The 23,208-nt window shown below is 70.0% G+C and carries 18 protein-coding genes; 14 read left to right on the top strand and 4 right to left on the bottom strand.

Annotated elements, in window-relative coordinates; all coding sequences use genetic code 11:
- Window positions 1-68 precede the first annotated feature (68 nt).
- The 10 genes from DLJ59_RS19080 to DLJ59_RS19035 all read left to right on the top strand — a co-directional run bounded on the left by DLJ59_RS19080 (window position 69) and on the right by DLJ59_RS19035 (window position 13,461).
- Entirely contained in the window at window positions 69-980 is a 912-nt protein-coding gene (locus DLJ59_RS19080; protein ID WP_124774002.1) for a sulfotransferase family protein, read from the top strand.
- A 109-nt stretch (window positions 981-1,089) separates the two neighbouring features.
- Window positions 1,090-1,767 (top strand): hypothetical protein, encoded by a 678-nt coding sequence (locus DLJ59_RS19075; RefSeq protein ID WP_124774001.1) that lies wholly within the window; start codon window positions 1,090-1,092, stop codon window positions 1,765-1,767.
- Window positions 1,768-1,943: 176 nt separating this feature from the next.
- Entirely contained in the window at window positions 1,944-2,762 is an 819-nt protein-coding gene (locus DLJ59_RS19070; RefSeq protein ID WP_124774000.1) for a basic amino acid ABC transporter substrate-binding protein, read from the top strand.
- Window positions 2,763-2,838: 76 nt separating this feature from the next.
- Complete coding sequence (locus DLJ59_RS19065) at window positions 2,839-3,633, top strand: amino acid ABC transporter permease (RefSeq protein ID WP_124773999.1); 795 nt, start codon at window positions 2,839-2,841, stop codon at window positions 3,631-3,633.
- A 5-nt stretch (window positions 3,634-3,638) separates the two neighbouring features.
- Entirely contained in the window at window positions 3,639-4,478 is an 840-nt protein-coding gene (locus DLJ59_RS19060) for an amino acid ABC transporter ATP-binding protein (protein ID WP_124773998.1), read from the top strand.
- Window positions 4,479-4,821: 343 nt separating this feature from the next.
- On the top strand, window positions 4,822-5,826 hold the full coding sequence (locus DLJ59_RS19055; protein ID WP_124773997.1) for a multicopper oxidase domain-containing protein: 1,005 nt from the start codon (window positions 4,822-4,824) through the stop codon (window positions 5,824-5,826).
- Between the two features lie 23 nt (window positions 5,827-5,849).
- On the top strand, window positions 5,850-9,788 hold the full coding sequence (locus tag DLJ59_RS19050) for a ThuA domain-containing protein (RefSeq protein WP_124773996.1): 3,939 nt from the start codon (window positions 5,850-5,852) through the stop codon (window positions 9,786-9,788).
- 8 nt (window positions 9,789-9,796) lie between these two features.
- Window positions 9,797-11,326 carry an OmpL47-type beta-barrel domain-containing protein gene (locus DLJ59_RS19045; protein WP_124773995.1) on the top strand — a complete coding sequence of 510 codons (1,530 nt, stop codon included), beginning with the start codon at window positions 9,797-9,799 and terminating at the stop codon, window positions 11,324-11,326.
- A 32-nt stretch (window positions 11,327-11,358) separates the two neighbouring features.
- Window positions 11,359-12,336 (top strand): hypothetical protein, encoded by a 978-nt coding sequence (locus tag DLJ59_RS19040; protein WP_124773994.1) that lies wholly within the window; start codon window positions 11,359-11,361, stop codon window positions 12,334-12,336.
- A 171-nt stretch (window positions 12,337-12,507) separates the two neighbouring features.
- Window positions 12,508-13,461 carry a cyclase family protein gene (locus DLJ59_RS19035; protein WP_244236116.1) on the top strand — a complete coding sequence of 318 codons (954 nt, stop codon included), beginning with the start codon at window positions 12,508-12,510 and terminating at the stop codon, window positions 13,459-13,461.
- Between the two features lie 111 nt (window positions 13,462-13,572).
- Here the strand turns inward: DLJ59_RS19035 and DLJ59_RS19030 are convergent, their stop codons facing one another.
- Window positions 13,573-14,703, bottom strand: coding sequence for a DUF1996 domain-containing protein (locus DLJ59_RS19030; RefSeq protein ID WP_158630869.1), 1,131 nt, complete (start codon window positions 14,701-14,703; stop codon window positions 13,573-13,575).
- A gap of 448 nt (window positions 14,704-15,151) precedes the next feature.
- On the opposite strand from DLJ59_RS19030, the gene DLJ59_RS19025 reads away from it, so the two are divergent.
- Entirely contained in the window at window positions 15,152-16,402 is a 1,251-nt protein-coding gene (locus DLJ59_RS19025; protein WP_208648762.1) for a L,D-transpeptidase, read from the top strand.
- Between the two features lie 56 nt (window positions 16,403-16,458).
- Here the strand turns inward: DLJ59_RS19025 and DLJ59_RS19020 are convergent, their stop codons facing one another.
- Complete coding sequence (locus DLJ59_RS19020) at window positions 16,459-17,163, bottom strand: SDR family oxidoreductase (RefSeq protein ID WP_124773991.1); 705 nt, start codon at window positions 17,161-17,163, stop codon at window positions 16,459-16,461.
- Window positions 17,164-17,275: 112 nt separating this feature from the next.
- Between DLJ59_RS19020 and DLJ59_RS19015 the strand changes: the two genes are divergently transcribed.
- On the top strand, window positions 17,276-17,659 hold the full coding sequence (locus DLJ59_RS19015; RefSeq protein WP_124773990.1) for a MerR family transcriptional regulator: 384 nt from the start codon (window positions 17,276-17,278) through the stop codon (window positions 17,657-17,659).
- A gap of 79 nt (window positions 17,660-17,738) precedes the next feature.
- On the opposite strand, the gene DLJ59_RS19010 is transcribed toward DLJ59_RS19015, so the two are convergent.
- A complete protein-coding gene (locus DLJ59_RS19010; RefSeq protein WP_124773989.1) occupies window positions 17,739-18,833 on the bottom strand; it encodes an ROK family transcriptional regulator in 1,095 nt (364 codons plus the stop codon).
- A gap of 41 nt (window positions 18,834-18,874) precedes the next feature.
- Here DLJ59_RS19010 and DLJ59_RS19005 point away from each other — a divergent pair, with 41 nt between their 5' ends.
- On the top strand, window positions 18,875-20,095 hold the full coding sequence (locus DLJ59_RS19005; protein WP_124773988.1) for an MFS transporter: 1,221 nt from the start codon (window positions 18,875-18,877) through the stop codon (window positions 20,093-20,095).
- Window positions 20,096-20,159: 64 nt separating this feature from the next.
- Here the strand turns inward: DLJ59_RS19005 and DLJ59_RS19000 are convergent, their stop codons facing one another.
- The gene (locus DLJ59_RS19000; protein WP_124773987.1) at window positions 20,160-21,488 is read right to left on the bottom strand and encodes an alpha/beta hydrolase; all 1,329 of its coding nucleotides are present in this window, start codon (window positions 21,486-21,488) and stop codon (window positions 20,160-20,162) included.
- 326 nt (window positions 21,489-21,814) lie between these two features.
- Between DLJ59_RS19000 and DLJ59_RS18995 the strand changes: the two genes are divergently transcribed.
- A complete protein-coding gene (locus DLJ59_RS18995; RefSeq protein WP_208648761.1) occupies window positions 21,815-23,191 on the top strand; it encodes an FAD-dependent oxidoreductase in 1,377 nt (458 codons plus the stop codon).
- Window positions 23,192-23,208: the final 17 nt, after the last annotated feature.

The raw sequence follows: 23,208 nt of genomic DNA, 5'->3' as shown, positions 1-23,208 counted from the left end.
CCGCCGGCCGCCGCGCCGCGGACCCGGTCGTGTCCCCGTCACCCGCCACCCGGCAGGAAGGCTGAACGATGCTCTCACTGGTGGTGGGCACTGGTCGCTGCGGTTCGACCCTGGTCCAGGAAGTGCTTTCCCGACATCCCGCGGTCGGCTTCGTCTCCGGCCTGGACGACAAACTGGCCCGGCTCAACCCCAAGGGCAGGTTCAACGGGCCGCTCTACCGGCGGTCGGCGCCACGCCCGGCGGGGATGACGTCCCTGCGACACAGTCGACGGTTGCTGGAGCGGGGCCGGCTCCGGGTGGCGCCGTCGGAGGCGTACCACCTGCTCGACAGGCAGGTGCTTGCCGGCTTCTCCCGACCGTGCCGGGACCTGGTGGCCGAGGACCTGACGCCGTTCGTCGCCCGACGGCTGCGGGCCTTCTTCGACGAGCGGATCAGGCGGCAGGGCTGCCAGCAACTGGTGCAGCACGTCACCGGGTGGCCGCGCACCGGTCTGCTGCACGCCGCGTACCCGGATCTGCGGGTGGTCAACGTGGTGCGCGACGGCCGGGCGGTGGCCAACTCGTGGCTCCAGATGGGCTGGTGGGACGGGTGGCGCGGGCCGGACAACTGGATCTATGGCCCGCTCCCGTCCGACCTGCGGGAGGAGTGGACCGAGTCCGGCCGTTCCTTCCAGGTGCTCGCCGCGCTGGGCTGGAAGATGCTGATGGAGGCCTTCGCGCAGGCTCGGCTGCGTCACCCGGCCGACCAGTGGCTGGACGTGCGTTACGAGGACCTGGTCGAGCGGCCGCGTGAGCAGGTCGGCCGGATGCTCGACTTCCTCGGTCTGGGCTGGTCGGCCGCCTTCGAGAAGGGCTTCTCCCGGTACGACTTCACGGTGGGCCGGGCGGAGGCGTACCGGGACGAACTCAGCCCGGCGCAGCTCGGCGCGATCGAACGGGTGCTGGAGAAGCCGTTGGCCGAGTGGGGCTACCCGGTCTAGCGGTTCCGGCCGGCGTGAGCGCGCCGTCGCGCCTATCCGCGGCGCTATCGACGGATCTCACGAGGGGCGGCTAGTCTTTGGCCCCACACCATCGATGTGAGGAGATGCGATGGCGCGCCGTACCGGTCGGCCCTCCTACCAGTTGGACAAGGCCGATGTGCGTCGTCGCCGCACCGTGCGGTACGCGGCCGTCGCGGGCGTGATCGCACTGGTCACCGGTGTGCTGGGTGGGTTGGTCGGCTACCAGGTGGGCCGTCCGGACGCCACCGAGGCGACCATCGCGAGCATCAAGCAGGCCGAGGCGAAGCGGGACGCCCAGCAGATCACGGAGTTGATCGGGACGGCCCGTCGCGTCCGCGACCAGGTCGCGCCGGTCCTGGCCGCCATCAAGGCGGAGACGACCGGCGGCCGCGCCCCGGACGCGGCGAAGGCTCGCCAATGGCAGGAGGTCATGCGTCAGGCGGCCGAGCCGTTCGCCGATCCGCCGTCGGGGACCACCGCCACCAACGTGGCGCGCGGCGGGTTGCGCGGTGCGGTCCAGCAGGCGTCGCTGGCCGTCGACGCCTACGCTCTGGCCGCTGCCGTTCCGGCCGCGCAGCGCGCGGCCCTGCTGGACGTGACGGCGCGGCAGGCGGCCGAGGCTGCGACGATCTGGTCGGTCGCGGCGACCCAGCTCGACCAGATCAGCGTTGATGCCGGGCAGGGCCACCAACACGTGTTCCTGGACACAGACCCCGACGGTGGGGCGCTCACCCCGGACGGGGCGGCCGAGGGAACCGGTGGCTGAGGCACGTTGCTAGGCAAGTGTCCGGTTTGCCGGCGAGGGCCGGCGTGTCGTACCGGCCGGTTGTTCGCAGCGTGATCTAGGGACGTCGGGCCAGATCGGGTACGGTCGCTTATCGCAAAGTCTTATGAACCAGATTGGCTTCTGTGCGTCTGAAGCCGAATCGGAGGGACACAGCCTTGAGGTTCCCAAGCGCCGTCCGTCAGGCCGGCCTCGTCGTGGCCGTCGCCGCTCTCGCGTTGACCGCGGGGTGCGCGAAGAAGGACGACAGTGAGGTTCAGGCCAGCGGCGTCAAGCTGGTCGCGGCGGGCAAGCTGACCGTCTGCACCCACCTGCCGTACCCGCCGTTCCAGTCCAAGGACGCCAGCGGCAAGGTGACCGGCTTCGACGTCGAGATCATGGACCTGGTCGCCAAGGAGCTGAGTGTCGAGCAGACGATCGTCGACACCCCGTTCGAGGGGATCAAGTCCGGCCAGGACCTCAACACGGGCAAGTGCGACGCAGCCGCCGCCGGCATGACGATCACCGAGGAGCGGCGGAAGGTCCTCGACTTCTCCGACCCCTACTTCGACGCCACCCAGGCGATGCTGGTGAAGACCGGCAAGACGTACAAGTCGCTGGATGACCTCCGGGGCAAGAAGCTCGGCGTGCAGGCGGCCACCACGGGTCGTGACTACGCCAAGAAGCTCGAGGCGGAGAAGGGTCTGAAGCTGGTCGAGTTCGAGGATCTCGCCGCCCTTCAGCAGGCCGTCGCCAACGGCCAGGTCGAGGCCGCCATCAACGACCTGCCGGTCTGGACCGAGTACCTGAAGAAGAACCCGGGCGGGTTCGAGGTGGCCGCCGAGTTCGACACCGGCGAGAAGTACGGCTTCCCGGTGAAGAAGGACGCCAACCCGGAGTTGCTCAAGAAGATCAACGAGGTGCTGGCCAAGGCCAAGGCCGACGGCACGTACAACACGATCTACGAGAAGTGGATCGGCAAGCGGCCCAGCGCCTGAGCATCGCGTAGTACCGGAGGGCACGCGTTCCGCGTGCCCTCCGGGTCACCAACCTCCGGGAAGGCAACGAGCGAACGTGAAGTTGCGACGCCGCCAGCGGGAGCGGCTGTCCCTCGGGCTCCAGTACCTGGTCTTCATCGCCATCATCGCCGCGGTGCTCTTCGCCGCGGACTGGGACAGGCTGGCCGACGCGTTCTTCCGCGTCGACATCATCAAGTCGATGTTCCCGACGATCATCACCGTCGCGTTGCGTAACACCATCCTCTACACGTTGGGCGCGTTCGCCTTCGGCCTCGTGTTCGGCACCATCCTGGCGTTGATGCGGCTGTCCCGGGTGGCGCCGTACCGCTGGGTGGCGACGGCGTACATCGAGTTGTTCCGGGGTCTGCCCGCGCTGCTGGTGCTCTTCCTCGTCGGGTACGGCATCCCGATCGCCTTCCCGGAGCGCGAGCTGCCGGGCGGGGTGTTCGGTTCGATAGCGATCGGCCTCGGTTTGACCGCTGCGGCGTACATGGCGGAGACGATCCGGGCCGGCATCCAGGCCGTGCCGAAGGGGCAGATGGAGGCGGCGCGGACCCTCGGCATGTCGCACTTCACCGCCATGCGCACGATCGTCATCCCGCAGGCGTTCCGGATCGTGATCCCGCCACTGACGAACGAGCTCATCCTGCTCACCAAGGACTCGTCACTGGCCTACGTGCTCGGGGTGACGGCGCAGACCATCGAGATCACCAAGTTCGGCCGGGACATGCTCAACGACCGGGTGAACGCGACCCCGCTGCTGGTGGCCGGCCTGGCCTACCTGGTGATCACCCTGCCACTGTCGCAGGTGGTACGACGCCTCGAACTCCGCTACGCCAAGGCTCGGTGACCCCGATGACGACCGCCCCCTCCCGCCCCGCCGTGGAGATCCGCGACCTGCACAAGTCCTTCGGGCCGCTCGAGGTGCTCAAGGGCATCGACTTCGAGGTCGGCCAGGGCGAGGTGGTCTGTGTGATCGGGCCGTCCGGCTCCGGCAAGTCGACCCTGCTGCGCTGCGTCGACCTGCTGGAGCAGCCGACGGCCGGCAAGATCTGGGTGAACGGGGTCGAGATGACCGACCCGGACGTCGAGATCGACGAGGTCCGTCGCGGCATCGGCATGGTCTTCCAGTCGTTCAACCTGTTTCCGCACCTGACCGTCCTGAACAACCTCACCATCGCCCAGCGTCGGGTGCTCCGGCGGGGTCGGGCCGAGGCCGAGCGGATCGCGCGGGCCAACCTGGAGCGCGTCGGGCTGATCGACAAGGCCGACGCCTTCCCGGCGCAGCTCTCCGGCGGCCAGCAGCAGCGGGCGGCGATCGCCCGGTCGCTGTCGATGGAGCCGAAGCTGATGCTCTTCGACGAGCCGACCTCGGCGCTCGACCCGGAGTTGGTCGGCGACGTGCTCACCGTCATGCGCAAGCTGGCCGAGGACGGCATGACGATGATGGTGGTCACCCACGAGATGGCGTTCGCCCGCGACGTCGCCGACCGGGTCGTGTTCATGGACGGTGGGGTGGTGGTCGAGCAGGGGCCGCCGCAGGAGGTGCTCGGCGCGCCGAGGCACGAACGGACCCGCGCGTTCCTCTCCCGGGTCCTCGACCCGACCCACGTCGCGCAGCTCGGCCAGCCCGACCAGGCGTCCGAGCCGCCAGCGGCTCCCAGCCTGCCGGCGGACGACCGCCACCACCTCTGACGACAGCTCTCGTACGTCCCTTCCGCCGGGTTGCCTCATCGAGGGCAGCCCGGCGTCGTTCTGTGTGCGCCGCTGCGTTGTCGGTTCGAGGACCGGGCCGCCGACGGTCTGTGTGTCAGCTTCATGTCAATCGACGGACGTCGTGATGTCAAGGTAATCTTTTTGCAATCAGAGCTGTACTTTCGTCGATGGATTAAATAAGTTTTTCTCATCCATTGAAAGTTCTGAGTCTTCCGAGCAAAGTTCGCGACGAGCCTCACCCTCAGTCGTGCCACCGCCCCATGCTCGGCGGTCGATGCACCCTGTCCTCGTCGCGTCTTCGCCCGGTCGGGAACGGAGACCCATGGACGATCACGCTGGTGGCCCTCACCGCCACCTGTCCCGTAGATCGCTGATCGCCACCGGCGCGCTCGCCGCCGGTGCGTTGGGCGCGTCCACCCCAACGATCGGCGCGGCATTCGGAGGCAGCCCCGCCCGGGCCGCCGACGGTGTCACCAAAAAGATCACCATCTACGCCGAGCAGTTGCCCGGCAACCTGTACGGATACGGCCTGGCACCCGGCCAGGCCACCGTTCCGGGCCCGATCCTGGAGATGTACGAGGGTGACACCCTGGAGATCACCCTGGTCAACACCACCAGCCAGCGGCTGTCCATCCATCCACACGGGGTGGACTACAGCACCGAGTCCGACGGCAGCCCGTTCAATGCCTCGTTCAACAACCCGGGTGAGACACGGACGTACGTCTGGCGCTCCCACGAGATGGTGGCCGCGGCGGGTCGGCGGTACATGCCGGGCAGCGCCGGCTACTGGCACTACCACGATCACGCGATGGGCACCGATCACGGCACCGGTGGCGTCGCGAAGGGGCTGTACGGGGCGCTCATCGTCCGGCGGCGGGGCGACATCCTGCCGTCGAAGCAGTTCACTGCCGTGTTCCACGACATGATGATCAACAACCGGATGGCGCCGGCGACCCCGATGTTCGAGGCGAACCTGGGCGAGCGCGTCGAGTGGATCGCCATCGGCCACGGCAACCTGTTTCACACCTTCCACCTGCACGCGCATCGCTGGGCGGACAACCGCACCGGCATGTTGGAGGGGCCGAGCGATCCGAGCCTGGTGATCGACAACAAGGACCTCAATCCCGGCAGCTCGTTCGGTTTCCAGGTGCTGGCCGGGGAGGGCGTCGGACCCGGCGCGTGGATGTACCACTGCCACGTGCAGACGCACTCCGATGGCGGCATGGCCGGGATCTTCCTGGTTCGCAACGCCGACGGCAGCATGCCGCCGGGTGCCGAGGAGGCGATCCACCGGTTCCAGGGCCACACCCACACGCACGGAAGCTGACCGAACCGAAAGTGGGGACGGGCATGACCAGAAAACTACGACGAACCCTTGCCGCGGTAGCGGCGTTCGCGACACTCATCCCGGCAACGACGGCGGCTGCGGCCGCGCCACGAACGGCGGCCGCCCCACCGGCGGCGCAGCCGCAGCAGACCGCGGTCCTGGTGTTCCACGGTCCGGTTGCCGAACAACAGGACCCGGTTTCGCGCGCGGTGGACACCATCAAACAGCTTGGTGCCGTTCATGACATCGATGTCACGGCCACCACGGACCCGGGCGCCTTCACCGCGGCCGGGCTGTCCGCGTACCGCAGCGTGGTCTTCCTCTCCGCGACGGGCGCGGCGCTCAACCGCGATCAGGAGTCGGCGCTACAGAGCTACGTCAAGGCCGGCGGCGGCTTCGTCGGCATCGCCGACGCCGCCCGCGCCCAGGTCGACTCCACCTGGTTCACCGGGCTGATCGGCACCCGCCCGGCCGGCGCCATCCCGGTGGCCGAGCCGGTGACCAGGGTGACCGCCAGCGGCGAGAACCCGCCCAACGAGACCAAGGAGAAGCTGACCGACGGCGACGGCAACACGAAGTGGCTCGTCCGCACGCCGACCGCCTGGGTGGCGTACGAGTTGAGCGCACCGAAGCGGATCACCGGGTACGCGCTCACGTCGGCCAACGACTCCTCCGGCCGGGACCCGAGGGACTGGACCCTGCAGGGCTCCACGGACGGGCAGAGCTGGACCGACCTGGACCGTCGCACCGGGCAGACCTTCCCGGACCGGTACCAGACCCGGCGGTTCGACATCGCCACCCCGCAGGAGTTCACCCGCTACCGGCTGAACGTCACCGCGAACAGCGGTGAGCCGCTGGTCCAACTCGCCGACCTGCGCCTGTTCACCGGAAGCACCACCGCCCCGGAGCCGCCCGCGGTGAACCGCGCGGTGGTGAACATCCTGGACCGCAAGCACCCGGCCACGGCGTCGCTGCCGATGACCATCACCCGGTCGGACCGCTGGGAGAACTGGGACCCGAACCCGATCGGTAGCGTGCACACGCTCGCCCAGGTCGAGGAGCGGCACTACAACCCGGGGGCGGCCGCCAACGGCGCGTTCCACCCGGTGTCCTGGTGCCGGGACTACGACGGCGGTCGGTCGTTCTACACCGGCATGGGCCACACCGAGGGCAGCTACGGTGAGGAGGCGTTCCGCGCGCACCTCGCCGGAGCTCTCAACTGGACCACCGGTCGGGTCCGTGGCGACTGCCAGGCCACCATCGCCTCGAACTACAAGGTGGAGCGACTCACCGCCGCGAACCAGACCGGGCAGCTGGACCAGATGGGCGAGCCGCACGGGCTGACCATCGCCCCGGACGGCACTGTCTTCTACGTCGGCAAGGCGGCCTGCCCGAGCGGCCCGGTCGCGGACTGGAACGACCCGAAGGTCGGCCTGGGCTGCGGCACCATCCACTCCTGGGACCCGCGTACCAAGCAGGTCAAGCTGCTCACCACCCTGGAGGTGATGGGCAACCGGGGCAGCGGCTCCGAGCTGGTGAAGAACGAGGAGGGTCTGCTCGGCATCGTGCCCGACCCCGCGTTCGCCGAGAACGGTTGGCTCTACGTCTACTGGATGCCGCACGACTCGGTCGACCGGGTGAAGCGAATCGGTCAGCGGACCGTCTCGCGGTTCACCTACGACAGTCAGGCGCAGACCATCGACCAGGCCACCCGCAAGGACCTGTTGCAGTTCCCCGTGCAGATCCACAGTTGCTGCCACGCGGGCGGCGGCATGGCGTTCGACGCCAAGGGCAACCTCTACGTCGGCTCCGGCGACAACAACTCATCCGAGGGATCGCAGGGCTACGCCGGCAACAACTGGACCCAGGAGTACCAGGGCGTCTCGTTCCAGGACGCCCGCCGCACCTCGGGTAACACCAACGATCTCGCCGGCAAGATCATCCGGATTCACCCGGAGGCCGACGGCACGTACACCATCCCGGAGGGCAACCTGTTCCCACCGGGCACCGAGAAGACCCGCCCGGAGATCTACGTGATGGGCATGCGCAACATCGCGCGCCTGCAGATCGACCCGGTGCACCAGTGGCTGACCGCCGGCTGGGTCGGCCCGGACGCCTCGTCGCCCAGCCCCACCCTCGGCCCGGCCAAGTACGAGACGGCCACCATCATCACCTCCGCAGGCAATCAGGGCTGGCCGTACTGCATGGGCAACCGGCAGCCGTACCGCGACCGCAGCAACACCGACGCGACAGTGCTGACCGGCTGGTACGACTGCGACAACCTCAAGAACGAGTCGCCGCGCAACACCGGACTGGTGGACATCCCGGCAGCCCGGGACAACATGATCTGGTACTCGCCGGACGGCGGCGGCCCGGTGTTCCCGAAGCGGACCGACGGCAGCGGCCTGCCGACCTACAACGCGGCCGACGCCACCTACACCCAGCCGTACCTGCGCGGCGGCGGGCAGGCCATCATGTCCGGCCCGACGTACCACCGCAGCCTCGTCGACACCACCAGTGGCGTGGCGTGGCCGGAGCACTGGGACGGCAAGTGGTTCATCGGTGACCAGTCGAACGCCGCCAACCGGGTCGCGGTCACCGTCGACCCGGCCGGCGTGCCGCAGGCCGCCCCACCGGTGTACGCCGAGTCGCTGCGGGCCATCATCCCCGGCGGCAACGGCGACACCAAGTTGCAGAGCTGGATGGACGCCAAGTTCGGCCCGGACGGCGCGCTCTACCTGCTCGACTACGGCGGCGGGTTCTTCAGCCTGCACGCCAACCAGAAGCTGATCCGGATCACCTACACCGGCGGGGCGCCCACCCCGGCACCGGCGGCGACCTCGGTCGCCGTGCAGAACAAGCCGCTGACCATGGCCTTCACCGGCTCCCGCGCCGGCGGCGTCAGCCACCGGTGGGAGTTCGGCGACGGCGCCACGTCCACCGAGGCGGACCCCCGGCACACGTACGCCACGGTCGGCACCTACACCGCGAAGCTCACCGTCACGTACGCCGACGGGGAGAAGGCGACGGTGCAGACCACGGTGACGGTGGGCTGCGCGGTGCCCGACGACCGGCCGACGGTGTGGCTCGGCGACACGGACACCGGGGTGCCCAGTCGCACGGTCGGGCAGGGCTGCACGGCCAACGACCTGATCGACGACGAGAGCACCTGGGCCGACCACAACGGTTTCGTCCGGCACGTGACCGCGGTGGCCCGCGGGTTGCAGGACGACGACCTGCTCAGCACCCGCGAGTCGGGCACCCTCACCCGCCTGGCCGCCGCGTCGGAGATCGGCCGGGACGGCCACACCGGGTACGAGCCGCTCTTCGACGGCACCGCCGAGTCGCTGCGCGGTTGGCAGCAGGCGCCGGCGGGCGAGTTCGGCATCCAACCGGACGGGTCGCTGCGCTCCAGCGGTGGCCTGGGCATGCTCTGGCACACCAAGGAGCTGGGCGACTTCTCGCTGAAGGTGCAGTTCCGGGACATCGCGCCGGGCACCGGCCGGGCCAACACCGGCGTCTTCATCCGGTTCCCGGACCTGCGAACGCCCCTCGACCAGCGACCACCGGACAGCTGCGGCACCGTCGGGTCGGCGCGGACCTCGCAGGCCTGGATGGCGATCTACTGCGGACACGAGATCCAGATCTACGACGGTGACACCGGTGAGCCGCAGAAGACCGGCTCGGTCTACAACTTCGACTCGGTGCCGCTGGCCCAGGCCGGGGTGACGCCGAAGAACGAGTGGAACGACTACGAGATCCGCGTCGTCGGGCAGCACTACACGATGATCCGCAACGGTGTGGTGATCAACGAGTTCGACAACACGCCCGGCAAGCAGTCGTCGCGTGCCGGCGACCCGCCGACCGACCTGCGGCAGTTCCTGCGCGGCTTCATCGGCCTGCAGAACCACGGTGACAACGACCTGACCGAGTTCCGCAACATCCGCGTGCGGGAACTCTAGGAGTGACGATGACCCGACGACTGAAAGCAGCGCTGGCGGCGCTCCTGCTGACGGTGATCCCGTTGGCTGCGGTGCCCGCCTCCGCCGCCCCCCGCGTCGCCGCCGACCAGGTGTTGACCTGGACCGCCGACGACAGCATCACCCGCTACAAGTCCGCGCCCACCACGGCGGCGGCCGGAGCCACCACGATCATCTGGGAGAACAGCGCGGCCACCGGCAACACCACCGGGATGCCGCACACCCTGACCTTCGACACCAGCACCGAGGGCTACAACCACGACGTCACAGTCAACATCCTGGCCAGCCCGTTCGACGCCACCGACGGCCGCCACGAGGCGACCGTGACGCTGACCCCGGGCCGGTACCGGTACTTCTGCTCGATCCCCGGGCACAGCTCGATGGTCGGTGAGCTGGTGGTCACCGACGGCGGGGGAGGCGGCGACACCACCGCGCCGACAGTGACCGGCGCGGTCTCCGGCGACCAGGACCAGGATGGCAACTACCTCGGTGCGGCCACGGTGACCGTGACGGCCACCGACGCCGACTCCGGGGTCCAGACCGTCGAGTACCAGGTCGACGACACCAGCTTCCAGCCGTACACCGAACCGGTGCGGGTGACCGCGATCGGTGACCACTCGGTGCAGTTCCGGGCCACCGACCAGGCCGGCAACACCAGCGCCGTCGGCTCGGTGCAGTTCCGGATCGTCGAGCCGGGGGAGGAGGACACCACCGCGCCGGTGGTCACGGCCGCGCTGGCCGGCGACCGCGACGGCGACGGCAACTTCATCGGTACGGCCACCGCCACGTTGACCGCCACCGACAGCGGATCCGGTGTCGCCACCATCGAGTACGCGCTGGACGGGGCGGCCTTCACCACGTACGCGAACCCGATCGTGGTGAACACGGCCGGGATGCACATGCTGCACTACCGGGCGACCGACACCGCCGGCAACACGTCGGCCGAGCAGATGGAACACTTCACCGTCGTCGAGCCGCAGGCCGAGGACACCACCCCACCCACTGTCGCCGCCACGGTGGCCGGTGACCGCAACGACGATGGCGCGTACGTCGGCGGCGCGACCGTCACCGTCACGGCCACCGACGCCGAGTCGGGCGTGGCGACGATCGAGTACGCGCTCGACACCGGCGGCTGGACGGCGTACGCCGCTGCGGTCGTCGTCCGCACGCCCGGCGCGCACACCGTGCGCTACCGGGCGACCGACACGGCGGGGAACTCCGCCACCGAGCAGTCGACCACGTTCACCGTGGTGACCGACGGCAGCGACCGCTGCCCGGACTCGGACACCCGGGCCACCGTGATCATCGACGGCAGTGACACCGGTGTGGCCAACGTGGACACCGGCGACGGCTGCACCATCAACGATGTGATCGACGAACACGCCGACTACCCCGGCCACGCCGAATTCGTCCGGCACGTCGAGGCGGTCACCGCCGCGCTCGTGACCGGCGGCACGCTCGACCGGCGGCAGCAGGGCGCCATCGTCCGGGCCGCGGCCCGATCGGACGTCGGCGCATGAACCCTCGAACCTCATCGACAGGGAGTACAACGATGCCCGGACGTACCGTCGCCAAGCTGGCCACCGTGAGCGCCGTCATCGCGGCCTCGGTGCTGGCCGTGGCGCCCACCGCCCACGCCGATCTGGTCACCCACTGCATCGGCACCGGCGGCGCGGTGACCGTGCCCAACGACCTGCTCGTGCCCGCCGGTGAGTCCTGCTCGCTGACCGGCACCACGATCACCGGCAACGTCACCGTCGCGGCCGGCGCCAACCTGGTGGTGAGCGGTGGCCGGGTCAGCGGTGAGGTACGCGTCGCCGCCGACGGGTACCTCGACGCGACCGAGACGACCGTCGCCGGCCAGGTGGTGCTCGCCGCCGGGGGGTACGGGATCTTCCTGAAGGACGCCCACACCGGCACCGTCATCGTGCGCCCGAAGGGATCCACGACCATCGACAGCTTCCTCTTCGCTGAGGCGTCCACGGTCACCGGGCACGTCAACGTCAGTGCCGGTGAGGTCCGACTCGACGGTGGCACCCAGGTGCAGCGCAACCTCAACAGCACCGGCACCTACTACACGGACCTGCACGACTCGTTCGTCGACGGCACGCTGTCGGTGCTCAACAGCGCCACCGGCAGTGTGGTGTGTGGCAGTGCCGTCCAGGGTCGGGCCACCTTCGCCGGCAACCTGGGTGGTGTGCAGCTCGGCCCGAACGGCTCCCTCGACAGCTGCGCCTCCGGCGGTTACTGGGGTGGGGACGTGAGCATCACCAGCACGACCGGCGGGGTCACGATCGACGACAACATCATCAACGGCCAGTTGGCGGTGACGTCCAACGATCCGGCCGCCCAGGTGGCCGCGAACAACCGGATCCGTGGCGGCGTGACCGGCGACCAGGCCGCGGCGACCACCAACCGGTCCGCCCGGATGGCCGTCCCGGACCGGGAGGACGCCGGCGACCAGCGGGCCGAGACCCGTCGTACCTCGGCGGTGCAGGAAGCCACCGAGGCGGGCGCCGCCCGGCTCTAGCTGATCGACGCGACGGCGGCCGGTCACCCCGGATCAGGGGCGACCGGCCGCCGCCGTCCTCAGTCTGCTGCGCGAGTGGGTCGTCGAGTCGACGAGGCCGAGGTGAACCGGCGGCGGGATAGCCTGACCCGTGGTGTCTCGAAGCGGGTGACCTGAGGAGTCGATGCGGGGATGACGGCTGGGCGAGCGGTGCCGACGCAGGACGACGTGCTCGGATACTTCGACACGTTGTCCAACTGGGGGCGGTGGGGTGACGACGACGAGCTCGGAACGCTGAATCACATCACCGACGACGTACGGCTGGCGGCGGCGCGGGCGGTGCGCCACGGCAGAAGCGTGTCCTGCGCGTGGGAGGTCGCCGTCCCGGGCGACATGGAGCGGTCGACGACAGCCTTCCCCCGCGCCGTCGACATGCCGGGTGCCGAGAACATGCCGGCGCACTTCCACGCCGATCGGCGCTGGGGTTTCTCGTCCGAGCGGCTCGGCATCTCGTTCCACGGCAACACCCTCACCCACCTCGACTCGCCGTGCCACATCTTCTGGGACGGCACGATGTACAACGGGCGGTCGCACTCGTTGGTCGACGCCGCCACGGGTTCGGCGTGGTCGGCCGTCACCGCGGCGGCGAACGGGATCGTCACGCGTGGTGTCCTGCTGGACGTCGCGCGGGCCCGCGATGTGCCGTGGTGGGAGCCGGGGCAGGGGGTGTTTCCCGACGACCTTGAGGAGGCCGAGCGTCGCCAGGGTGTGCGGGTGCGCACCGGCGACGCGGTGCTCCTGCGTACCGGCTACGGCCGCTTCCGCCACGAGCGGGGTGCGGCGGGCGGTTTCGCGCAGGCCGGGTGGCACGCGTCCTGCCTGCCGTGGCTGCGGGAACGCGGCGTCGCGCTGATCGGCGCGGACACCTCCCAGGACGTTCAGCCGTCGGGGTACGACGACGTGTTGATGCCGGTCCACGCCGTGAGCCTGGTGGCGATGGGTCTGTGGATGCTCGACAACTGCGACCTGGAGGCGTGCGCGACAACGGCCGTCGAGCTTGACCAGTGGGACTTCCAGTTGGCCGTCGCGCCGGTCCGCTTCGCCGGCACGTCCGGCAGCCCGGTCAACCCGATCGCCACATTCTGACCCGGCCGCGCGAGGTCGCCGGCGTGCGGTTCGGCCTGATCGCTGAACCGTCCGCCGGAGACCTCGCCGCTTCCGATCGTCGACCCGCGACGATCCGCGGGCCAGGTCAGCTCAGAAGTTGCCTGCCGAGTTGCACTTCACGCCCTGGTCGAGGCAGTTGCGCACCCGTGCCGCGAGCGCCTCGTCCTTCCACGCGTTGAAGAAGTCCGCGTGCATGGAGAACGACGTGCCGGACGCGAGGGTGATGCCGTCGGTGTTCGCGCTCAACGGGTACGAGATCACGAAGGACACCGAGGGGACGGGCACCGGGTGGCTCTTCGGGCACGCCCCGGTGTGGTCACCGTTGGCCATGTGGGCCTTGTGGTCGGGGCTGTCCAGGTGCTTGCCGTCCCAGCAGTCCGGGAAGGTGACCTGCCGGACGATGTTCGCGGTCTTGGCGCAGACCGGGAACGTCTTGTCGGCGCTGCGGCCGACCTCGCCGCCGATGCCGGCGCACCAGAAGTGGTTGCCCTGCTTGTCCGGGGTGTCGACCTGGTTCTTGGCGTTACCGGTGATCATGCGCAGGCCGAACGGGAAGGGCTGGGTCTTGCTCGGGTCCTTCAGCCGGGAACCGTAGTAGACGGTCACCTCCTTCGGGTCCACGACCTTGCCGTTCTGGTACATCGTCGGCACCCAGTAGGCGGACTGGTCGTCCGGCGAGTTGCAGGTGGTCGCCTTCGATGCCCGCAGCGACTCGGCTGTCGAGTTGGCGTCGGTCGACTTGTTGCCCCAGAACGTGTGGTTGTGCGAGCCACCGACCAGCTTGGGCAGCACGATCGGGTCGTCGCTGTTGTGGTGGCTGGTCTGACAGCCGACGTTGAATTCGGGCACCTTCACCGGGTTGCCGGTCACCGCCTTGGGCTTGCGCGCGAAGAACGCCCTCGTCGCGGCGGCCTGCGCGGCAGCGTCGATGGTGATCCAGCCACCGGAGACGGTGGGCGGGGCGGCGCTGGTCGCCGGGGTCGCCGGCTTGCCCGAGGCGGGCGGTGCGGACGGGGTGACCGACGTGCCCGGGGCGCTCGGCGTGGCCGACGGGTCGCCCGGGGCGGTGGCCGTCGGCGCTTCCGGGCCGGGCGAGCCGATGCCGGTGTCGCTGGACGGGCCGGACGCGCCGGTAGTGCCCGGCACCTCCTTGCATCCGCCGGCGAGCGCCACGCTCAGCAGCAGCAGGGCGGTGACGGAACGCCGGTGGCGAGGGGTCAATCGAAGATCTATCAACGGGGGAGCACCTTTCTTCCGAGCCCGAAGAATACGAGTCGGCCCCCTGTTCGTTTCCAACTGAGACGATTAATTCTCCCTTAAATATCGCTCAGCGATTGCCTGGTCGGCTTTGTGGAGTCGCTGTGATGTCGACTCAATCTCAATTCTCTGATTGTCGTGCAAAAACTGTAATCGGCGACCGCGGCGGCACTCCACTTTCTCGGGCGGCCCCACCGTGTCGGCAGCATGCCACAACAGCCGCGCGCTTCGATGCCCCGAGGATCACGAAAGGGCAGGCGCAACCGCCAGACCTGCGTTGGGGCCCTACCGGGCATTCCCACCTTCGTTTCGTGATTCCCGAGAAACAGCGCGAGGTGCCGTCGGCGCGGCGAGAATTGCCGCCACGGAGCACACGGGAGTCGGGGGACGTCGCATGGGGTTACGAAGGCGCATGGCGCTCGTGGCGGTGACCGTCGCGGCGACACCGCTGCTCCTCGGCGGGTGCACCGCCGAGCGGAAGCCTGCCGCGCGGCCCGCCGAGCGGGTGGTGCCGTCGCCGGAGTTGACCCTCACGCCGGCCGACCTGTCCCGGAACGTGCCGCTCAGCGCCGAGGTTTTGCCGCTCGTCACGGGCGGGAAGATCACCGCCGTACGCCTCGTCGACGACACGGGCACGGTGGTCAGGGTGGAGCCACGGGAGGACGGCTCGGCCTGGGTGCCGACCGCTCCGTTGCGCCCGCAGCACACCTACACCGCGACGGTGACCGCCGCCGCCGACTCCGGGCGGACCACCACCCGCACCACCACCTTCACCACGATGCCGACGTCGACGAGGCCGCAGGTGACCAGCACGCTGTACTTCGCCGACAAGCAGACCTACGGCACGGCCATGCCGGTGACCATCGGCTTCGATCCCCCCATCGCCAGGGCCGCCCGTGCCGACGTGCAGCGCCGGTTGTTCGTCACCACTAACCCGCCCCAGCCGGGCGCCTGGTCCTGGGTGGACGACGGCAGTCAGGTCTACTACCGGGCTCCCGACTTCTGGCGGCCGGGCACGACCATCAGTGTCCGGGCCGGCCTGGAGGGTCTGCCGATCGGCGGGAACCACATCGGTGACGCCGACCGCACCGCGACGTCCCGGATCGGACGGCAGGTGGCGCTCGAAGTCGACAACGCCACCAAGCAGATGCGGGTGCTGCGTGACGGGAAGCTGATCCGCAAGATCCCGGTCAGCCTCGGCAAGCGCAGCACCCCCACGTCCAGCGGCAAAATGGTGATCATGGAGAAGCACCGGCGGACCACGTTCGACACGCGCGGCGAGCCGAACGGCGGCTACGTGGTGAACGTCGCGGACGCGCAACGGCTCACCTGGGGCGGCGAGTTCATCCACGGGGCACCCTGGTCGGTGTCGGACCAGGGGCACCGCAACGTCTCGCACGGGTGCACGAACATCTCAGCGGCCAACGCCGACTGGTTGATGGGCGTCACCCAGGTCGGTGACCTGGTCACTGTCACCGGCACCGAGGTCCGGCTCGAGTCGGGCAACGGCTGGACGGCCTGGAACACCAGTTGGGGCCAGTTCGTCAAGGGCAGCGCACTGCCCGTACCCGCGGATCTTCGACCGGCTCCGGCGTCGGCGTCGCCGGCCCGCGCGGTCGCGGACGCCGCGCCGACGCCGGGGCCGTCCGCCTCGGCCGGCTGAACCACCGGACGCCCGGCCGGCAAAGGAGGACGGCGAGTGGCGCGTCTGTCAGTGTGTCAGCGCGCCGTCGCGGTGTAGAAGGCGCTCGGGTCGTTGGCCAGGGACGCCTTGACGTGCGTGCTCCACTCGTCGGCGAGCACCTCGAGCCGACCGGCCTCGATGCCGTCCAGGGCCGCGCGGACGACGTCGGCGGGGTCCATCTTGGCGCCCTCGTAGCTGGCCATCATGTCGGTGTCGGCGGCGCCCAGATGAAGGCCGGTCACCAGGGTCCCCTGGCCGGCGAGTTCCAGTCGGACCCCGTTGGTCAGGCTCCACTCGGCTGCCTTCGCCACGCCGTAGGCGTTGGCCCCGTCGTGGGAGAACCACGACATCGCTGACAGGACATTGAGGATCGCCCCTCCGCCGTTCGCGCCCAGCACCGGTGCGAACGCCCGGACCATGCTCAGGGTCCCCCAGAAGTGGGTGTCGAGCTCGGACCTGATCGTGCTGAGATCACCGTTGACCAGGTTGGTGAAGGTGGCGATTCCGGCGTTGTTGACCAGCAGGGTAACGTCGGGCGCGGCGGCGGCCGCCTCCTCGACGGAACGCGGGTCGGTGATGTCCAACCGGAGCCGCTCGACGCCGGGGATGTCGATCTGCTGCGGGTTGCGCGACGTCGCGTACACCTTGGCCGCCCCACGCTCCAGCAGCTGTTGGGCGAAGTGTCGACCGATGCCACGGTTGGCGCCGGTGACCAGTGCGATCGAACCGGAGATCTGCATGACTGCCTCCTGGCGGGTTCGGGAACTAGCGGTACGCGAGCTACGCTAAAACCTGACGTTCACGTGAGGGACAAGGTTGTGTGGCTGGCGTCACCAATCGGGGGAGGGGTCCATGCGGATCGGGGAACTCGCCACGACGACCGGGGTGTCGGTGCGCGCCCTGCGCTACTACGAGGAGCAGGGCCTGCTGGCCGCCGCCCGCAGCAGTGGCGGGCAACGCCACTACGGCGACAACGCGATCGACCGGGTGCGCCTGATCCAGACGCTGTACGCGGCCGGCCTCTCCAGCCGGACCATCCTGGACCTGCTGCCCTGTGTCGACGCGCAGGTCAACACTCCGGAGTCCCGCGCGCTGCTGCGTGCCGAACGTGCCCGCATCGACGAGCAGATCAGCCAGCTCCGCAACGCGCGGGACCGGCTCGACGCGGTCATCGCCTCCAGCGAGAGCCCGGCCAGCGGATGCGCCCACGTGACATCCGACGCCCTGGTGCCGTAACGGCCCGACGGGCGCGGCACGGTCTCCGCCCACCGCCGACCGATCGCCGCGACCACTTGCGGCCGGCGGCCGCCGGCGGTCAGATCGGGGCGAGTTCCGGGATGCCGTAGTGCTGGTCGAGGACCTGCATCGCAGCGCCAGCGGCGATCACGTCCCCGCCGAGGCTGGACAGGGCCACCCTCGTGCTGAGCCAGTCCGCGCGTCGGGCGTCGGCCCGCACCGCCTCGGTGACCGCCGAGAGGTAGGTCTGCGGGTGCCGCAGGAGGTCCGCGCCCGCCAGCACCACGTGGGCCAGGTCGAGGGTCTGCAGCAGATTGACCACGCCCACGGCCAGCACCCGGGCGGCGTGTGTGATGTCCCCGGCCTCGGCGGCGTGCTGGTGCACGATCTCCAGGCACCCGTGCCGGCCGCAGACACAGCGGGGGCCGGTCAGGTCGACGACCGTGTGGCCGAATTCGCCAGCGTTGGTGTGCGCACCCCGGTGGGCCGCGCCGCCCAGCCAGAAACCTCCGCCGATACCGGATTCGACCATGATGAGGGCCGCGTCGCCGAACGTCGCGCCGTGTCGCCAGGCCTCCGCCGTGATCCCCGCGGTGACGTCCTTGTCCAGGTGGACGGGGAGACCCAGGTGCTTCTCGGCGATCTCACGCAGCGGTACGTCGTGCCAGTGCCGCAGACCGTGGGCGTCCCGGACCAGGCCGTTGGCGTGGTCGAGTGGGCCGATCATGCCGATGCCCAGCCCGGTGAGGCGGCCCCGCAGGTCGCCGATGCCGACCATCGTGTCGATGCCGGCGGCCAGGGCGTCGAGGAGCTGCTCCGGGGTGAAGTCGCGGGGCAGCGGGCTGACCGCCGAGCGGTGCACGGTGCCGGCCAGGTCGACCAGGACGAGCCGCAGCGTGCGCCGGGCCACGTGCGCGCCCATCGCGTACCGGCTGTCGGGGACGAGTTCGTAGACGACCGCGGGCTTGCCGATGCCGGGACGTCGGACGCCGGCGGGGCGGATCAGGCCGTCGGCGGTCAGCCGGGCGATGACCTTGGAGACCGCCTGTGGTGTCAGGCCGGTGGCCTCGACCACCGTCGCCCGCTCGAACGTGCGAGCGGTACGCCCAACCGCCATGACCAGTGCCTGGTTGTAGCCGCGCAGGAAGGTGACGTCGGCAGTGACGCGAGTCATCTCACCACCCTATTACGCAACGCTGTTGCTAAATTTTTTCGGTGATCGAGTTGAGTAGAGGTCGACGGCTGGCGGCGCTGGCCGCTCTGGCACTGGGCGGCGTCGCGGTCGGCCTGACCGAGTTCGTGGCGATGGGGCTGCTGCCCGACATCGCACGAGGTCTACTCCCGCACGAGTACGCGCAGTCGTCGTCGGGCGCGGTCGCCCGCGCAGGCTGGATGATCACCGCGTACGCCCTCGGCGTGGTCGTCGGCGCGCCGCTGATCGCCGCGTTGAGCGCGCGCCTGCCCCGCAAGAAGCTCGTCCTCGGGCTGCTCGTGCTGTTCGCCGTCGGTACTGTCGCATCCGCGATCGCCCCCACCTTCGACCTGGTGCTGCTGGCCCGGTTCGCGGCGGCGCTGCCGCACGGCGCGTACTTCGGTGCGGCCGGTCTGCTCGCGGCGACCCTGATGGGCCCCGGTAACGAGGCGCGTGGTTTCGCCACGGTGCTCGGCGGTCTGACCGTGAGCAACCTGGTCGGCGTACCCCTCATCACCCGGCTCGGGCAGGCGGCCGGCTGGCGGGTCGCGTACCTGGTCATCGCCGGCTTCTTCCTGCTCACCCTGCTGGCGGTGCTGGCAGTCGTCCCGGAGGTCGCCGCGGCGGTCGACGGCTCGCCGGCCGCCGAGTTGCGGGCGCTGCGGACCTCGCAGGTCTGGCTGGTCGCCGCGACCGGCGCTGTCGGTTTCGCCGGGTTCTTCGCGGTGAACACCTACATCGCGCCGGTCACCACCGACGTCACCGGCCTCTCCGCCGCGATGGTGCCGTGGGCGTTGGTCGCTGTGGGTCTCGGAATGACGGTCGGCAACGCCCTGGGCGGTTGGTTGGCGGACCGCGACCTCCAGCGGAGCATGGTCATCGGCTTCGTGGCGATGATCGTGAGCATCGCCGTGTTCAGCCTCGTGGCGTCGACCCGCGTCGGCCTGTTCGTGGGCGCGTTCCTGGTCGGCGCGACCAGCCTCTATCTCGGTCCGGTCCTGCAGGCGCGGCTGATCACCGTCGCGCCGGGAGCGCAACTGATGGGCGCGGCGCTCAACCAGTCGGCAATGAACATCGCGAACAGTCTCGGCGCCGCCCTGGGCAGCGTCGCCATCGCCGCAGGCCTCGGTTACCTCGCGCCGGCCCGGGTGGGCGTCGTCCTGGCGGTCGTCGGGTTGATCCTGGGGCTGGTCAGCTTCGCCGTCGGGCGACGACTGCGCGAGCGCGTCCCGGCCACCGTCTGACCGCGCGGGCCGGTCCCGGCCACCGTCTCGACCTGGGGTGGCCGGGCCGCTCCGCGAGACGCGGTCAGTAGTCGTCCACGTTGACCGTCACCCGGTCGGTGCTCGACCTCCAGTTGGGCACGTTGATCACCTCGTGGCCGCCGCCGCGTTGGCCCACGGCGATCCGTACCAGGCCGAGGCGGGCCGGTGCCGCCGGGATGAAGACGTCCATGCCGGTGATGAAGGTCTGACTGAAGAACTCCGGCAGCGGGGCTGTCAGGTCCGTGACGCCGTCGCTGCCGTCGTCGAAGGCGAAGATGCCGATCGTCCGTTTGGCGCGCGGTGTGTTCGCCGGGTTCAGGACCTCCCTGCCGTTGATCCAGAGGTGGTCCCCGGCATCGCCCTGGTCGCCCCACCACTCCTTCTGGCGTTGGATCGTGAGCGCCGTGTGCCGGTCGCTGGTGTCGACCAGGGCGCTGAGGCCCTCGCCCGGCACGCTGGTCGCGAGGCGTACGAACGAATCCGAGCGGAGGAACGGCTGGAAGTAGAAGTGGTGGGTCGCCGCGCCGGGGCGCACGATCGCGAACTCGTAGCGGGCCGTGGCGAGCACCGGCAGGGGGCCGAACGAGCCGTCGCCACTGAGCGACAGCCGATGCGCGGGCCGGTGTGACAGGCGACCGCCGGTCAGTGGGCTGACCGGGTAGACCTCGAGAGTGGCACCGGTGACGCCGACGTTGCTCGGGAAGAGCACGGCCCGACCGGAGACCCGGGCGGTGCCGAAGAGTTGGGGCACGATCCGCGTCGTGTGTGGCGCGCGGCCCCGGAGGAACCGGAAGATCTCGGTGAACGACTCCGCCGACGACACGGTCTGGGTGTGGGACTGCTCCGGCAGGTGCACGTTGGTCGCGCCGACGATGGCGCGGGCCGGGTCGCCTTCGCCCCAGATCGCGAGGGTGGGCACGCCACCCGGTGGGGAGGCGGCGGTGCGCCCGTCCAGGTTGACGTAGTGCGCGACCCGGGCGGCGCGCTCCGGAGAGCTGGTGAGGTAGCCCTGCGTGACGAACGTGCCCAGCGAGTGCGCGAGCAGGTCGACCCGGTCCGCGCCGGTGGCCGCCAGCAGGCGGGAGATCCGCGCGTCGAGCCCCGCGTACAACTGGGGCAGGATCGCCGCGACGTTCGGGGAGTCGTACTCGTGAGCTTCGATGATGTCGATCGGGTAGCCGTTGCTGGCCAGCCGTTTGGCCTGGGACTCGAACTGGGCCGCCGATCCCGCGCTGCCGTGCACGAAGATCACCGGACGGTACGTCGGTGTGGCGGCGGCTTCGGCGGCGCGTGGAACGGCGACGGCGGACAGGCTGGCGGCGAGGGCGGCCCCGACCAGCAGGGAGAACAGCCTCCGGCGAGATGTGTGCATGGATCCTCCACCTGGACGGACGAAGTATTTGCACTACTAGCGCAAGTATCGTGTCAGGGTGCGGCGCGATGGTCCACACCTGACGGTCGGTCGACCCTTGTGGTGGGTGCCCCGGTCGCCACGCCGGCTGATCCGTCCGCCCGTCGACCCCGCGAGGCCCATTCATCAACACGACGTCATCTGACAGACACAGTCGGTTGGTGTTCGGGTGGTTGTGCGACGATCGGCGTGCATCATGTCGAACGACCGTCCACCGGTCTGCCCGCGCACGGCCGCGGACAGTGACCGGGGAGGGCACACACCTCGTTACCCCCTTGGAGAGCACGATGTCCCTCTCCCCGTCCCGGGTCTTCGCAGAGCTGAACGCGGCTCGACCCCCTGAGCAGCCGTCCCCGACGATGGGAACGGCCGTCGTGGTCGGCGGCAGCGTCGCCGGTCTGCTCGCCGCCCGGGTGCTGTCCGACCACGCCGACACCGTCGTCATCATCGACCGGGACGACCCGCAGATGACCGGCGCGCGACCCGGCGTACCCCAGGGGACGCAGCTGCACGCGCTGCTGCCCGGCGGCCTCTTCCAGTTGGAGCGGCTGTTTCCCGGCTTCCGCGACGAGGCACTGGCGCGCGGAGCGATCGAGGCTCCGCCCACGGCCCGACGCAACTACCTTGACGGGCAGTTGAAGGTCGTCGTCCCCGACGACGCCGACAGTCTGGCGGGCAGTCGGCCGCTACTGGAGGGTCTGATCCGCCAGCAGGTGCTTCGACTGCCCAACGTCAAGACGATCACCGCCCGCGCCACCGGTCTCGTGGTCGACGGCGCCGCGGTCACCGGGGTCCGCTGTGAGGTCGGTGGGATGCCCGGTGTCGAGCGCGGCGACCTCGTGGTGGACGCCATGGGTCGGTCCAGCAAACTGTCGGACTGGCTGGAGCGGGCCGGTTGGGACCGGCCGGTCACCCGGCGGATGACAGTGCACCTCAACTACGCGACCGCCCTGTTCCGCCGCCCGGAGCCCACCCCGGCCTCGACGGTCGTGCTGGCCCTGAACACGCCGGGAATGGCTCGCGACGTGGCCGGAGCCGCGTTCTTCGCCATCGAGGACGGTCGGTGGATGGCCATGATGGCCGGTTACGGCGACGACCGCCCGGGTCGCACCGCGGAGGACTTCGTCCGCCGCCTGCGGGAGCAGTTCCCACCGGAGTTCGGCGAGGTCGCCGACCAGGAGATGATCGGCGACGTCCAGACCTACCACCATGCCGACAGTCGGCGACGGGACTTCCACGAACTCAAGCGGTTCCCGGCCGGCCTGATCAGCGTCGGCGACGCCGTCGCGTCGTTCAACCCGGTGTACGGGCAGGGCATGACGGCGGCGGCCCTGCACGCGGCCTGCCTGTCGACGTACCTCCGGTCCGGCCCGGATCTGCGGGCACCCGCGCGCCACTACCTCGCGCTGCAGAAGGTCGTGGTCGACGCCGCCTGGTCGCTCTCCACCTCGGCGGACCTGGCGCTGCCCCACGTCGACGGCCCCTACCCGCGCGGCTACCGGCTCTCCAGTTGGGCCAGCAGGCAGATCATCACCGCGACCGTCACGGACGTGACGACCGCGCGACGGTTCAACGACGTCGTCTCCATGCGCGAGCACCCGCGCTCACTGGCCCGGCCCGGTGTGCTCCTGGACGCCCTGCGGGCCAACCGGCGCGCACGCTGACTGGGTGACCCGGCGGC

The organism is Micromonospora inaquosa (assembly GCF_003857055.1).
GTDB classification, from domain to species: domain Bacteria; phylum Actinomycetota; class Actinomycetes; order Mycobacteriales; family Micromonosporaceae; genus Micromonospora; species Micromonospora inaquosa.
This window is presented reverse-complemented; position numbering and strand designations above follow the sequence as displayed.

Excerpts from the sequence above, each read along its gene's own strand:
- DLJ59_RS19045 (WP_124773995.1), top strand. The coding sequence starts at position 9,797 with ATGACCCGACGACTGAAAGCAGCGCTGGCGGCGCTCCTGCTGACGGTG.
- DLJ59_RS19020 (WP_124773991.1), bottom strand. The coding sequence starts at position 17,163 with ATGCAGATCTCCGGTTCGATCGCACTGGTCACCGGCGCCAACCGTGGC.
- DLJ59_RS19055 (WP_124773997.1), top strand. The coding sequence starts at position 4,822 with ATGGACGATCACGCTGGTGGCCCTCACCGCCACCTGTCCCGTAGATCG.
- DLJ59_RS19010 (WP_124773989.1), bottom strand. The coding sequence starts at position 18,833 with ATGACTCGCGTCACTGCCGACGTCACCTTCCTGCGCGGCTACAACCAG.
- DLJ59_RS19075 (WP_124774001.1), top strand. The coding sequence starts at position 1,090 with ATGGCGCGCCGTACCGGTCGGCCCTCCTACCAGTTGGACAAGGCCGAT.
- DLJ59_RS18995 (WP_208648761.1), top strand. The coding sequence starts at position 21,815 with ATGTCCCTCTCCCCGTCCCGGGTCTTCGCAGAGCTGAACGCGGCTCGA.
- DLJ59_RS19025 (WP_208648762.1), top strand. The coding sequence starts at position 15,152 with ATGGCGCTCGTGGCGGTGACCGTCGCGGCGACACCGCTGCTCCTCGGC.
- DLJ59_RS19035 (WP_244236116.1), top strand. The coding sequence starts at position 12,508 with ATGACGGCTGGGCGAGCGGTGCCGACGCAGGACGACGTGCTCGGATAC.
- DLJ59_RS19015 (WP_124773990.1), top strand. The coding sequence starts at position 17,276 with ATGCGGATCGGGGAACTCGCCACGACGACCGGGGTGTCGGTGCGCGCC.
- DLJ59_RS19060 (WP_124773998.1), top strand. The coding sequence starts at position 3,639 with ATGACGACCGCCCCCTCCCGCCCCGCCGTGGAGATCCGCGACCTGCAC.
- DLJ59_RS19000 (WP_124773987.1), bottom strand. The coding sequence starts at position 21,488 with ATGCACACATCTCGCCGGAGGCTGTTCTCCCTGCTGGTCGGGGCCGCC.
- DLJ59_RS19050 (WP_124773996.1), top strand. The coding sequence starts at position 5,850 with ATGACCAGAAAACTACGACGAACCCTTGCCGCGGTAGCGGCGTTCGCG.
- DLJ59_RS19080 (WP_124774002.1), top strand. The coding sequence starts at position 69 with ATGCTCTCACTGGTGGTGGGCACTGGTCGCTGCGGTTCGACCCTGGTC.
- DLJ59_RS19040 (WP_124773994.1), top strand. The coding sequence starts at position 11,359 with ATGCCCGGACGTACCGTCGCCAAGCTGGCCACCGTGAGCGCCGTCATC.